Genomic DNA, 13,685 nt, shown 5'->3' on the forward strand with positions numbered 1-13,685 from the left:
CGAGCAAGACCCGCACGCGGTGGGCGTGCGGGTCCTGATCGGCCGATGGTGCCGAACACCGCCAGCAGAGCGGTGCGCCCCTTACCGGGGTGACGCGCCGCTGGGCTTGGGCGCTCGAGTCGGGCGGCTACTTCTTGTTGCGCTCGCGCTTTTCGCGGATGCGCACCGAGATGCGCACCGGTGAACCGTCGAAACCGAACTCCTCACGCAGCCTGCGCTCCAGGAAGCGGCGGTAGCCTGCCTCCAGGAAGCCGGTGGTGAACAGCACGAAGGTCGGCGGGCGGGTGGAGGCCTGGGTGGCGAACATGACGCGGGGCAGGCGGCCGCCGCGCATCGGCGGCGGAGTGGCCGCGATGACTTCCTTGAGCCAGTTGTTCAACCGGCCGGTCGGAATGCGCTTGTCCCAGGATTCCAGCGCGGTTTCCATGGCGGGCACCAGCTTCTGCACGGATCGCCCGGTGTGCGCGGAGATGTTGACCCGGCCGGCCCACGGCACGCGGACGAGTTCCCGGTCGATCTCCTTCTCCAGTTGCAGCCGCCGGTCCTCGTCGACGAGGTCCCACTTGTTGAACGCCAGCACGAGGGCGCGACCGGAATCGGCGACCATGCTGATGACCCGCAGGTCCTGTTCGGTCATCGGCTGCGAGGCGTCGATCAGCATGATCGCGACCTCGGAGGCCTCCAGCGCCGACTTGGTGCGCAACGAGGCGTAGAACTCCATGCCGCTGGCATGGGAGACCTTGCGCCGCAGGCCCGCGGTATCGACGAATTTCCAGACCTTGCCGCCCAATTCGACGAGCGAGTCGACCGGGTCGACGGTGGTGCCCGCGACATCGTGCACCACCGAACGCTCCGCGCCGGCCAGCTTGTTCAGCAGGCTGGACTTGCCGACGTTCGGCTTGCCGACCAGCGACACCCGGCGCGGACCCTGACCACCGGTGCCTTCGCGCGGCGTCTCGGGCAGCACACTCAGGACGTCGTCGAGCAGATCACCGGTGCCGCGGCCGTGCGCGGCCGAAACCATGCGCGGCTCACCGAGACCCAGCGACCACAGCGACGCGGCTTCCGCCTCGGCGCGTGCGTCGTCGACCTTGTTCGCGACCAGGATCACCGGAATCTTGGAGCGCCGCAGCTTCTTCACCGCCGCCTCGTCGGTGGCTGTGGCCCCGACGGTGGCGTCGACGACCAGCAGGATCGCGTCGGCGGTTTCCATCGCCAGCTCGGCCTGCCGGGCCACCGCCTGCTGCAAGCCCTTGGCGTCGGGCTCCCAACCGCCGGTGTCCTGCACGAAGAAACGCCGGCCCGACCAGGTGGCCTCGTAGGAGATGCGGTCACGGGTGACGCCGGGGATGTCTTCGACGACTGCTTCGCGGCGGCCCAGAATGCGGTTCACCAGTGTGGATTTGCCGACATTCGGCCGACCGACGATGGCGAGGGTCGGCATGGCGACATACTCTTCGTCCTCCCCCGCACCGTCGAGTCCGAGGAGCTCCCAATCGGTTTCGTCGCTCCATACGCCGTCACCGGCAAGTACGTCCTCGCTCACTGAGACTCTCCTGTAATCGAAAGCTGCTGGGCGACAACCTGATACAACTCGTCGATGACCTGGTCCTTGGTCAGCTCGCTGGTATCGACCAGCACCGCGTCCTCGGCCGGGCGCAACGGGGAGATCTTGCGCGTCGAATCCAGGTTGTCGCGGCGCTGCACGTCGGCCAGCACGGCCGCGTAGTCGTCGCCGCGACCCTCGGAAATATTCTGCTGGTTGCGCCGCTGCGCCCGCGCCTCGGCGGACGCGGTCAGATAGATCTTGGCGTCGGCGCCGGGCAGCACGACCGTGCCGATATCCCTGCCCTCCACCACAATTCGGCCGGCGGCGGCGGTGATGTCGCGCTGCAGGGCGACGAGCAGTTCCCGCACCTCGGGCACGGCGGACACCGCCGAGACGGCCTTGGTCACCGCGTCACCGCGGATCTCCGAGGACACGTCCGCGCCGTCGAGTTCGATCACCTCACGGCTGGGATCGGTGCCGATGCGCAGCGGCAGTTCCTTCACCGCCACCGCGATCGCCGCGGCGTCGTCGAGATCGATGCCCGCGCGCAGGACGCGCAAGGTCGCGACCCGGTACATGGCGCCGGTATCGAGGTAGCTCGCGCCCAGGCGGGTCGCCAGCAGCCGCGACACGCTGGATTTGCCGGTGCCCGAAGGCCCGTCCATCGCCACGACCAGCGGACCGCTGCCGATCAGCTTCTCCGTAATCGCCACGGAAGTCTCCACACTGTTCACAACGACACCGCCTCGTACAATTTGCCGACTTCGCTGCGACCGAGCACCTTCAGGGTGCCGGGCCGCTGATCGCCCAGGGCGACCGGTCCGATGTTGGTGCGCACCAGGCGGATCACCGGATGACCGACCGCGGCGAGCAGGCGGCGCACGATGTGCTTGCGCCCCTCGTGCAATTCCAGCTTCACCAGCGAACGACCTTCGCCGAGTTCCAGCACCTGGAATTTGTCCACCTTGGCCGGGCCGTCCTCGAGCTCGACACCGTCACGCAGACGCTTGCCGATGCCCTTGTGCACTTCGCCGTTGACGGTCGCCAGGTAGGTCTTGGAAACCTCGAACGACGGGTGCATGAGCCGGTGCGCGAGATCGCCGTCGTTGGTGAGCAGCAGCAGGCCCTCGGTGTCGGCGTCGAGCCGCCCGACATGGAAGAGCCGCTGCCCGGCCGCGATCCGCTCGGCGACAATATCGCCGACACACGGGCGGCCCAGATCGTCGGACATCGTCGACTGCCAGCCCTTGGGCTTGTTCAGTGCGAGATGGACGAGTTCCTCGCGCACCATGACGCGAGTGCCGTCGACGCGAATGACCGCTTTCTGCGGATCGATCCGCAGGCCCTGTTCGCGCACGATCGCGCCGTCGACCTCGATGCGGCCCTGCTCGATCATCTCCTCGGCGGCGCGGCGCGAGGCCACCCCCGCCTTGGCCAGGACCTTCTGCAACCGCTCACCTTCACCGGTGGGCAGTTTGGCGTGCGCGTCGTAGACCTCGGTCGGTTCGACATACTGATGCTTGGCCGGTTTCGCGTTGCTCAGCAGCGGCGCCGACGGGGTCGGACGCTTCGGCTTGGCGGTCTTCTTCACCGGCGCGGGCGCGGCCTTGCGCGGTCCGCCCGGTCCGGCGGCGCCACGACCGGGCGCGCCGCCACGCGAGGCGGGAGCTCCACGCTCGCCCCACGAAGCCCCGCGCTGGGCCGAGCCGCCACGCGACGGTGTCCCGCTGGGCGTGGTGTATTCGCCCCGCGAAGAGGCCCGCGATCCCGTGCCGCGCTGCGTTGCGCCGCCCTGGGAACTGCCGCGACGACCGCCGCGCTCCGCACTCCAGCTACTCCGCTCGGCGGGAGCCCCGCGACCACCGCCGCGTTCCCCGCTGAAGCCGCTCCGCTCGGCGGGAGCCCCGCGACGACCACCACGCTCCTCACTGAAGCCACTCCGCTCGGCGGGGGCCCCGCGACGACCGCCGCGCTCCTCGCTCCATCCGCCACGCTCCGGTGCGGCGCCACGCTGGGCCGCGCGGGCTCCGCGCGATCCTGTGCTGCGGGCCGAACTGCCGCGGGCGGGCGGCTGGTCATTTCTTTTTCTACGATCCGGTGTGCCATCTCGGCGAGCGGGCGTATTCAATGTTTTTCCTAGTCCTCGGTGCCGAGATCCAAATCTGCCTCGGCGCTTTTTTTCAGCCTGGTGTACCGGGGGTCGGTATCCAGACTGTCGTTGATCTCATCGATCAGGTCGACGCCCGGAAGCAAGGGCGCCAGGGGCGGCAGGTCCGACAGTGACGCGAGCCCGATCCGCTCCAGGAACAACTCGGTCGTGCAGTACTGCGTACCGTTCGTTTCCGAATCGACGCCGGCCTCGGCGATCAAGCCGCGAGCCAATAGCGTGCGCATCACGCCGTCGACGTTCACGCCGCGCACCGCGCTCACCCTGGTCCGGGTCACCGGCTGGCGGTAGGCAACCACCGCCAATGTTTCCAACGCCGCGCGAGTCAATTTTGTTCGCGCGCCGTCGAGCAGCACCTGTTCGACATAGGGTGCGTACTCGCTGCGAGTATAGAAGCGCCAGCCATCACCCACGAAACGCAGGTCGATGCCGCTGCGACGCGCGCTGAGCTCGGCCGACATGGCGCGCAGCGTGCTCTCGACGCGCTCGGTGTCGTCGTTCAAGGCCGCGGCCAGCTGTTCTGCGGGCGCGGGCGCGTCCACGACCAGCAGCATCGCCTCGAGCGCTGAGCGGAATTCGTCATCGTCGAGCGGGCCCGAGGTGTCGAGCGTCTCGTCCGCAGGCTGCGGCGGAAGAGGCGCGTCGGCGGGCGCGGGGCCGGTGTCGAGGCCGAAGAGTTCGACGCCGTCGTCGGCCAGCAAGTCGGCATCGCGCTGGATCAGTTCGGCGGTCGTGGGTATCGCGGGCTCGGTCGCGCGGGCGTTGCGGGCCGCGAGCCGGGCGACCTCGGCCAGCCGGGCGGCTTCCATCATCCGAGCGGCCGCTGTCTCGCCGTTCGACGGCGTTTCCGGTGCGTTGCCGCCGGTCGGCGAAGTGTCGGCCTCGTTGTCCCCGGTGGGCTCGCTCACCCGTAATCCTCCTCGATGTTCACTGCCCGCGGCGGTTCGCCGTCCGGGCCCAATTCGCCGATCCAACTCACCGCCAGCGGGCCCAGCGGTTCCGGTTGCTCGAACTCGATCGTCTTGCCTCGATACAGCTCCAGCAGCGCCAGGAAACGCGCCACGATCTCGACCGGCACCGTGCAGTCCTCGACGAGCTCGGCGAAGGTCAACCACGCGCCCGCGCCGCGCTCCTGTAGTCGCTGCAAGATCAACGCCGCCTGCTCCGGGATGGATATCGCGTGCGAGTGCAGATGGTCCAGACCGACCGTGGGTACCGGGCGCGGCCGGAAGGCGACGGCGGCGATCTCGGCGAATCCGGCCGCGTCTATGCCCAGCGTAACCTCGGGCAGCAGGCCGGCGAACCGCTCCTCCAGGCTCACCGACCGCGGGTAGCGCCGCAGCGCGATCGCTTCCAACTCGCCGAACAGCTCGGCCACCTGCTTGAACGCGCGGTACTGCAGCAACCGGGCGAACAATAGGTCGCGTGCTTCCAGCAATTCCAGGTCTTCGGCGTCGGTCATCTCCCCCGAGGGCAGCAGCCGCGCCGCTTTCAGATCCAGCAGTGTGGCCGCGACCACCAGGAATTCGGTGGTCTGGTCCAGAATCTTGTCGGCGCGGAGCCCGGTCTCCTCCGCCATCCCCGCTGTCAAAGCCTTGGTATAAGCGATGAATTCATCGGTGACCTTGTGCAACGCCACTTCGGTGACGTCGAGCTTGCGCGAACTGATCAGCGTCAGCAGCAGATCGAAAGGACCCTCGAAATTGCTGAGCGTCAGATGGAATCCGGTCTTCTCGGATTTCTCGGTCGCTGCCGGAGCGGGGTCGAGCGTGTCGTTCACCGGCCAGACCGGTGGATGACTTCCCTCGCCATCGCCCGATACGCTTCGGCGCCACCGGATTTCGGCGCCCAGGTGGTGATGGGTTCACCGGCCACACTGGCGTCCGGGAAACGCACGGTGCGGGAGATCGCCGTGTCGTAGACCAGATCGCCGAACACTTCGACTACTCGAGCCATGACCTGTCGCGAATGCAGTAGTCGCGCGTCGAACATGGTGACCACGATGCCGTACAGGCTCAGCCTCGGGTTCAGGCGGTCTCGCACCTTCTCCACGGTGTCGTTGAGCAGGGCGAGTCCTCTCAGCGAGAAGTACTCACACTCCATCGGAATGATCACGCCGTCGGAGCAGGCCAGCGCGTTCACGGTGAGCAAGCCGAGTGAGGGCTGACAGTCGATGAGGATGTAGTCGTAGCGGTCGCGGATGGGTTCCAGTGAGCGCCCGAGGGTTTGCTCCCGGCCGACCTCGTTGACCAGCTGAATCTCCGCCGCGGACAGATCGATGTTGCTGGGTAACAGATCCAGGTTGTCGACGCGGGTTTCCATCAGCACGTCATCGATGGACGTGCGCGTTCCGATCAGCAGGTTGTGCACCGTCTGGTCGAGATCGTGATGCGCGACACCGAGACCCGCGGACAGCGCGCCCTGCGGATCCAAATCGACCAGCAGTACGCGACGACCGTATTCGGCCAGTGCGGCACCGAGATTGATGGTCGAGGTGGTTTTGCCGACGCCGCCCTTCTGATTGCACATGGCGACGATCAGCGCGTTACCGTGCTCGGCGAGCGGCTGCGGCTCCGGCACCAGGCGCAATGGCCTGCCCGTCGGCCCGAGTTCCGCGCTCTCCGGCACAGGTTCGGCCCCATTGGCCCACAGCGTTTCCGCCGCGGCGTCCGAGTACGGTCCCGCCGCTCCTGCTGTAGTCACGATCCCGCTGCTCCTTACGCGTTTGCCCAGTGCCGTAGCGACTGCTCGCAGGTCGGTCGAAATGATCGACCTCGCCGAGCGTAGCGAGGCCCATCAGGCCCGACCTCGCTTTCGTACGGTCCAGCTCTATTCAGACGCTACCGCTTGACAGCGCGAGACTTGCGCTCGGACACGCGAGCCGCCGTACCTACTCGGTGAGACGATACCTGGTGATCGCCGGTCGGAACCCCGTTGCGGTGTGAGCGACCGGGGCGAGCGGGGTGAACTCCGCCAATCGCGGGCGGTGCGAAGGCAATCAACGAGCCCGCGGGTGCGCGGTGGCCCAGACTTCCCGCAAAGTGCTGACCGTGACGAGGGTATAGATCTGGGTGGTGGTCACCGAAGCGTGCCCCAGAAGCTCCTGGACGACACGGACATCCGCGCCGCCGTCGAGGAGATGGGTGGCGAAGGAATGCCGCAGCGTGTGCGGCGAGACGGTCGCGCCGATGCGCGCCCGCTCCGCCGCGGTCTGCAGCACCTGCCAGGCACTCTGCCGGGACAGCCGACCACCGCGGGCATTCAGGAACAGCGCGCCCGCGTTGGCTTTTCCCGCGGCGGCCAGCAGCGGACGGCCGCGCACCAGGTAGGCGTCCACCGCCGCGAGCGCGGGACGGCCGATCGGCACCATGCGCTGTTTACCGCCCTTGCCGCGCAACACCACCGCGCGCTCCTCGATATCGAGATCATCGACGTCGAGGCCGACCACCTCGGAAATCCGTGCGCCCGTGGAATACAGCAACTCCAGCAGCGCCCGATCCCGCAGACCGCGCGGTCCGCCATCGTTTCCGGCCTCGCCGCCCGCGGCCTCGAGCAAGCGCAGAACCTTGTCGTAGGGCAACGCTTTCGGCAGCCGCCGCCCCGGCGCCGGTGGTTTGACCGCGTGCGCGACATCGGTGGTGGTCAAGCCCTCCGCGGCGGCGAAGCGATGCAGACCGCGCACCGCGATCAGCGCGCGCGCGACCGAACTCGCGGCCAGCGGCGGATGGTTTTCCGCCCCGGCCCGCAAAGCCATGGTGAATTCCGCGACATCGGATTCCGCGACCCGGTCCAGTCCCTCGATCCCGCGCTCGGTGAGGAAGTCGCGGTAGCGGTCCAGATCGCGGCGATAGGCGCCCAGGGTGTTGCGGGCCGCACCGCGTTCGACCGCGAGATGGTCAAGGTAGGCGTCGATCTCGCGTGCGAGCACCCCGGGATCCTGTCAGTCTTCGGATCGCTGTGCTGCTTTACGGCGCAGGAATCCGGTGGGTTGCTCCGGCCACGGCGCGTCGGCCGGGCGCAGCGGCAGATTTCCGGCGCGGGCCGCCGCCAGGGCGAGTACGCCCGCCACCGCGGAAGCGTTGACGATCTCGCCCGCGAGCGCTGCCCGCACCGCCTGGTCCACCGGCATGACCGTGACGCCGAGGTCGGCTTCTTCGAATTCCGGTTCGGGACGCTCGGTTTCGTAGAGTCCGCGGGCCAGATAGACGCGCAGCGCCTCGTCGGTGAACCCCGGCGAGAGCGCCACGTCGACCAGCACCGACCATTCGCGCGCGGCCAGCCCGGTCTCCTCGGCCAGTTCTCGCTTGGCCGCTTCGAGCGGATCCTCGCCCGGCACGTCGAGCAGACCGGCCGGCAGTTCCAGCAGCCGGCGTCCGATCGGATGCCGGTACTGCCGGATCAGCACGACATTGTCGTCGTCATCGATGGCGGCGACGGCGACCGCGGCGTGATGCTCGATCACTTCCCGTTCGGCGACGCGGCCGCCGGGCATGGCCACCTGGTCCAGCCGCAGCGCGAGAATCGCTCCGCTGTATACGGTCTTACTGGACACCGTCTCGAAATCGTGACTGCCCGGCCCACTCCCACTCATTCCTTAATTCTCCGCACCCGCGAGCTCGTCCGCACCGGTCAGGTCCACCGGAAGCCGTTCGGCCGCCTTGTAGGCCAGCGCCGCCGCGATCAGCGCCGCGAACAGCGGATGCGGACGGGTAGGACGGCTTTTCAGCTCCGGGTGCGCCTGGGTGGCGACCAAGAACGGATGGACATCCGCGGGGTATTCCACGAATTCCACCAGGTGCCCGTCGGGTGAGGTGCCGCTGAACCGCAAGCCGCTCTTGACGATCGTGTCGCGGTAGGCGTTGTTCACCTCGAAGCGGTGCCGGTGCCGCTCGGAAACCTGTTCCGAGCCGTACGCCTCGGCCACGACCGAACCCTTGGTGAGCGTCGCCGGGTAGGCGCCCAGGCGCATGGTGCCACCGAGATCGGCGGCACCGGCCACGGCGTCCTTCTGATCGGCCATGGTGGAGATGACGGGATGCGTGGTGTCCGGCTCGAATTCGGTCGAGTTGGCGTCGTCCAGGCCAACCGAGCGCGCCGCCTCGATCACCACGCACTGCAGACCCAGGCACAGGCCCAGCAGCGGGATGCCGCGGGTACGGGCGTAACGGATCGCGCCGACCTTGCCCTCGATGCCGCGGATGCCGAACCCGCCGGGGATGAGCACCGCGTCCACATCGCGCAGCGCGGCGATCGCACCGGCTTCGGTTTCGCACTCGTCGGAGGGCACCCAGCGGATCTGCACCTTGGCGCGGTGCGCGAAGCCGCCCGCGCGCAGCGCCTCGGTCACCGACAGGTAGGCGTCCGGCAGGTCGACGTACTTGCCGACCAGCGCGACCTCGACCGTCTCGCGCGAGTTGTGCACCCGCTCCAGCAGGTCACCCCACACGGTCCAGTCCACGTCGCGGAACGGCAGACCCAGGCGGCGCACCACGTAGGCGTCCAGGCCCTCGCGGTGCAGCACCTTCGGGATGTCATAGATCGACGGTGCGTCGGGGGTGGAGATGCAGGCGTCCGAATCCACGTCGCACATCAGCGCGATCTTGGACTTGAGCGCCTGCGGGACGTCGCGGTCACAGCGCAGGATCAGCGCGTCGGGCTGGATACCGATACTGCGCAGCATCGCCACCGAGTGCTGGGTCGGCTTGGTCTTGAGCTCGCCCGAGGGCGCGAGGTAGGGCACCAGCGAAACGTGCAGGAAGAAGACATTGTCACGACCGACGTCGTGCCGGATCTGGCGCGCCGCCTCGAGGAACGGCTGCGACTCGATATCGCCGACGGTGCCGCCGATTTCGGTGATCACCACGTCCGGGGTGTGGCCCTGCAGATCGGGGCCCTGCATCGCCAGGATGCGCGCCTTGATCGCGTCGGTGATGTGCGGGATGACCTGCACTGTGTCACCCAGGTATTCGCCGCGGCGCTCCTTGGCGATGACCGACGAATAGATCTGTCCCGTGGTGACATTGGCGTCCCGGGACAGATCGCGGTCCAGGAACCGCTCGTAGTGACCGACATCGAGATCGGTCTCGGCGCCGTCCTCGGTCACGAACACCTCTCCGTGCTGGAACGGATTCATGGTGCCGGGATCGACGTTGAGGTAAGGGTCGAGTTTCTGCATGGTGACGCGCAAACCGCGCGCCGTCAGCAGCTGACCGAGGCTGGAAGCGGTAAGGCCTTTGCCCAATGAGGAGGCGACACCACCGCTGACGAAGATATGTTTCGTGGCAGTTCGCGCCTGAATCCGTGTTTGACCCACGGGTCTTCACGGTAACACTGTTTGGTCCCGGCGTTCCAACGCCACGCACGTTTGCCCACAAGTCGCCAAGACTTCATCCGGGGTCTGACCTCCCGCCCGTTCGGTACGCTCACGCGCCTGATGAGCCGAACGTCACGTTCGGCTCGGCGCGGTACCGTCGCGGCTTGTCCGGGACCTTCGTGGCTACCGTGGCGGCGCGGCGAAGGTGAGCGAGGTGGCCTCGGCCGCGGTGCCGTAGCGGCCCGCGCCGCCGTTGAGCTGCTCGGACAAGCCCAGCACGGCGGTGACCCGGCCGATCTCGCGGTCCAGGTGGTCGATCGTGGTGACCGTGGTGGCCAGCACGGAGTCGGAGCGCACTTCGGCGATGGGCCCGGACCCCTCGGCCGCGCCCGCACGGCCCGCGAGCACGGTGCCCGCGCTGCGGGCGCGCAGGGCGCCGGCGAAGCGAGCGATGTTGGCACCCTGATTGTTTTCGCTCGCGCGCGCGCCGTTGCCGGTGATGACGAGGGCGAGTTGGGCCGGGCGGGCCGGCGTGTCGCCGTAGGCGAGGAAGCCGCCGCCGCGCAGCGTTTCCAGCACGAGCGCCAGTTCTTCCGGGGTGCTGCGAGGTTGCGTGTTGACCGGATCGAGCAACAGCACCAGACCCAGCAGATCACCGGCCAGGCTGGCTTGATCGACCGCGCCGGTGCGCAGCTGCGCCCCCGCCGGGATGACATTGGTGAGCGAGGTCCGCATCCGATCGCCTTCGCTGGCGTCGAGGAAGGCGTCGGTCAGCGCCATCCGGCCGGTGATCGCGGCGCCCGCGGTTTCCAGGCCGCGCGATACGGCTTCGACGTCCGCGGGGTCGGCGTCGGGCGTGGTGAATACCGCGACGGTGCGGTCGGCCAACGCACCCTGCAGAATTCGGTCCGAGGAACCGGCGATGAAGCGGTCGGCGGCCTCGAGTTCGTCGGTCTGACGCCGATTCTGTTCGGCCAGGGTCTCGACCTGCTGACGCAGTTCGGATTTGTCCGAGCGCAGCCCCGTGAGCATGTCGGCGGCCAGGGTCTGCGAACCCAGCACCACGCCGATGGCGAGGGCCAGGAAGATGCCGACGATCGAGATCAGGTGCTGGCGAGCCGAAATCATGATCCTCCGATGCTGGTCGAGAGCTTGGCGATCAGAGCAGGCGTTGGACCGTGTCCCCGGCCCAGAGCAGGGCCCGGTCCCAGGCCGCGCCCACCCAATCGACGATCTCGCCACCCGAATTCGAGGCGAGCAGCACCACGATGATCGCGATCAGCGCGGCCAGCACCACCATCGAGATGGCGACCCCGGACATCCGGCTGCGATACAGCGTGGCGACGGCCTTGGCGTCCATCAGCTTGGTGCCGAGCTTGAGCCGGGTCAGGAAGGTGGCCGGGCAGCTGTCGCGGCGGCCGGCGTCGAAGAAGTCGTCGAGCGAGGCGGCGGCGCCGGCGGTGACGATCAGCGCGGCATCGTGGTGGCCGGCCAGCAGCAGCGCGAGGTCCGCGGGTGCGCCCGAGGACGGGAAGGTGGTGGCGCCGATCCCCAGGTCCTGGATGCGTTCCAGACCCTTGGCGTGGCCGTCGGTGTCGGCGGGCAGGATGACTTCGGCGCCGCATTTCAAAGTGGCGGTGCTGATTTCCTCCGGGTCGCCGACGATCAGATCCGGTTGGTAGCCCTGCTTGACCAGGGTGTCCGCGCCCGCGCCGACGCCGACCATGACCGGTGCGTACTCCTTGATGAACGGCTTGAGCGCTTTGAGATCGGCCGCGTGCTCAGGGCCGTCGGCGACCACCACCACGTGCCGGTCCTTCATCGACAGCTGCAACTGCGGAATGCCGACTCCGTCGATGAGCAGCGGGCTTTCGGTGCGGATGAACTCGATGGCGTTACCCGCGAACGCCTCCAGATGATCGGCGAGTCCGGTGCGCGCCTCGACCATCCGCTCGACGATGACGGCGTCGGTGAGCTGGACTCCCTCCAGCAGCACCTCCGGGTCTTTCCTGGTCAGCTTGTCCGCGTAGACCACGCCCTCGTCGATGCGAACCTTGCTGCCGTCCTTGATTCTGGTGAAGGCATCCGGGCAGGCCGTGTCCAGCAGCAGAATCCCATGGGCCACCAGGGTTTCCGGGCCGAGATTGGGATAGCGGCCGGAAATCGACGGTGCGGTGTTGATCACCGCGACGACGCCGGCCGCGACCAGCCGGTCCGCGGTGAGCCGGTCCAGATCGAGTTCGTCGAGTACGACGACATCGCCCGGACCGACCCGTCGCAGCAGACGCCGGGTGTTGCGATCCACCCGGGCTACACCGGTCAGGCCGGGTAACGTTTCGGTGTTCCTCGACAACAGAGCCAACATCTTCATGGCCCGATGATGGTCACAATTCCTCGACCTTTAGTGGAGGCGCGCCGACCATCGGCCCAGGTCGCGCCTTAATTACCCAGGTGGATCGGGAACGCCGCCAGGTCGTTCTGGGTCATAACCGGCAGGTTTACCAGCTCCGAGTCCGGCACCGCGAGACGCAGATCCGGGAAGCGGGCGAACAAGGCGGGCAACGCGATCGCGGCTTCCATCCGGGCCAGTGCCGCGCCCGGGCAGATGTGCGGACCGTAGCCGAAGGACATGTTCCGGCCCGCGGTCGGACGGGTGAGATCGAACTCGTCGGCGTCGGCGCCGTGCAGGTCGGTGTCGCGGCCGATGGCGCGGTAGGACATGACCACGCCGTCGCCCTTCTCGATCAGCACATCACCGACGGTGATGTCCTCGGTGGCGAAACGCATCAGCAGGTGATTCACCGGGCCGTCGTAGCGCAGTGTCTCCTCCACCGCCGCGGTCCAGTCCCGCTCGCCGCTGCGCAGCGCGGCCAGCTGTTCGGGGTGGGCGGCCAGGGCGCGCACCGCGTTGACGATGAGGCTGACGGTGGTCTCGTGGCCCGCGGCGACCAGCGCCTTCAGATTGCCGATCACCTCTTCCTCGGTGAGGGGCTCGCCGCCGTCGGTGGCCTGGATGAGCGCTGAGGTGAGGTCGTCGGTCGGGTCGGCCGTCTTCTCCTTCACCATGTTGGTGAAGTAGACGTCCATGTCCGCGATCACCCGCAGACGTTCGTCCTGCGGGGTCATCACCGAGAAGAACTTCTTGTACCAGCTCAGCAGCATCGCCTCGTCGGCCGGATTCACACCCATCAGCTTCCCGATGACCCGCATCGGCAGCGGATAGGCGAACACCGTCTTCAGGTCCACGACAGCGCCGTCCGCTCCGGCCTTCGTCAGGTCGTCCAGCAGTTCGGCGGTGATGCGCTCGATGGTCGGCCGCAGATCCTCCAGCCGCTTACGGCTCAGTGCCTGCGTGGTCTTCAGGCGTAGTCGCCGGTGTTCCTGCCCGTCCACGCTGAACATCGAGCGGTCGACGAGGATCATGCCGATCAGCGGCCACTGATCGGTGACCGCGCCGGTGCTCCACAGCGACCAGGCATTGATGTCTTTGACCAGCCGGGTGTCGGTGAGCAGCTGGCGGGCCAGCGCGTGCTCGGTCACGGTCCAGGCCGGGACCCCGAGCAGGTCTATCTTGGTCAGGCGTCCGGCCGCGCGCAGGCGCGCGGTCTCCCCCGCGAGATCACCGACCATCGGATCGATGGCGATGGTCTCCATAT

Annotated in this window: 12 protein-coding genes; all 12 read right to left on the reverse strand. The window is 67.9% G+C overall.

The features are described 5' to 3' along the window. Positions 1-127: 127 nt before the first annotated feature. The 12 genes from der to BJ987_RS31340 all read right to left on the reverse strand — a co-directional run bounded on the left by der (position 128) and on the right by BJ987_RS31340 (position 13,683). Positions 128-1,546: a ribosome biogenesis GTPase Der gene (gene der, locus BJ987_RS31285; protein WP_209896667.1), complete on the reverse strand. Its 1,419-nt coding sequence runs from the start codon at positions 1,544-1,546 to the stop codon at positions 128-130. Next, positions 1,543-2,214 (reverse strand): (d)CMP kinase, encoded by a 672-nt coding sequence (cmk, locus tag BJ987_RS31290; RefSeq protein ID WP_209899399.1) that lies wholly within the window; start codon positions 2,212-2,214, stop codon positions 1,543-1,545. Before cmk ends, der begins: the two co-directional genes overlap by 4 nt. Positions 2,215-2,279: 65 nt before the next feature. Next, the gene (locus tag BJ987_RS38295) at positions 2,280-3,140 is read right to left on the reverse strand and encodes a pseudouridine synthase (RefSeq protein ID WP_372446907.1); all 861 of its coding nucleotides are present in this window, start codon (positions 3,138-3,140) and stop codon (positions 2,280-2,282) included. Positions 3,141-3,685: 545 nt separating this feature from the next. Continuing rightward, the gene (gene scpB / locus BJ987_RS31300; RefSeq protein ID WP_209899405.1) at positions 3,686-4,414 is read right to left on the reverse strand and encodes an SMC-Scp complex subunit ScpB; all 729 of its coding nucleotides are present in this window, start codon (positions 4,412-4,414) and stop codon (positions 3,686-3,688) included. Between the two features lie 206 nt (positions 4,415-4,620). After that, a complete protein-coding gene (locus BJ987_RS31305; protein WP_209896668.1) occupies positions 4,621-5,496 on the reverse strand; it encodes a segregation and condensation protein A in 876 nt (291 codons plus the stop codon). Next, positions 5,493-6,368, reverse strand: coding sequence for a ParA family protein (locus BJ987_RS31310; protein ID WP_209899408.1), 876 nt, complete (start codon positions 6,366-6,368; stop codon positions 5,493-5,495). Before BJ987_RS31310 ends, BJ987_RS31305 begins: the two co-directional genes overlap by 4 nt. A 346-nt stretch (positions 6,369-6,714) precedes the next feature. After that, complete coding sequence (gene xerD / locus BJ987_RS31315) at positions 6,715-7,644, reverse strand: site-specific tyrosine recombinase XerD (RefSeq protein WP_209896669.1); 930 nt, start codon at positions 7,642-7,644, stop codon at positions 6,715-6,717. Between the two features lie 12 nt (positions 7,645-7,656). After that, entirely contained in the window at positions 7,657-8,307 is a 651-nt protein-coding gene (locus BJ987_RS31320) for an NUDIX domain-containing protein (RefSeq protein WP_209896670.1), read from the reverse strand. A 3-nt stretch (positions 8,308-8,310) separates the two neighbouring features. Further along, on the reverse strand, positions 8,311-10,029 hold the full coding sequence (gene pyrG / locus BJ987_RS31325; RefSeq protein ID WP_209896671.1) for a CTP synthase: 1,719 nt from the start codon (positions 10,027-10,029) through the stop codon (positions 8,311-8,313). 183 nt (positions 10,030-10,212) lie between these two features. Beyond that, positions 10,213-11,157, reverse strand: a complete 945-nt coding sequence (locus BJ987_RS31330) for a copper transporter (protein WP_209896672.1) — start codon at positions 11,155-11,157, stop codon at positions 10,213-10,215. Between the two features lie 31 nt (positions 11,158-11,188). Then, positions 11,189-12,400 (reverse strand): putative cytokinetic ring protein SteA, encoded by a 1,212-nt coding sequence (gene steA, locus BJ987_RS31335; protein WP_209896673.1) that lies wholly within the window; start codon positions 12,398-12,400, stop codon positions 11,189-11,191. Between the two features lie 68 nt (positions 12,401-12,468). Beyond that, positions 12,469-13,683, reverse strand: coding sequence for a cytochrome P450 family protein (locus BJ987_RS31340; RefSeq protein WP_245366212.1), 1,215 nt, complete (start codon positions 13,681-13,683; stop codon positions 12,469-12,471). Between the last annotated feature and the right edge of the window lie 2 nt (positions 13,684-13,685).

The organism is Nocardia goodfellowii (assembly GCF_017875645.1).
GTDB lineage: Bacteria > Actinomycetota > Actinomycetes > Mycobacteriales > Mycobacteriaceae > Nocardia > Nocardia goodfellowii.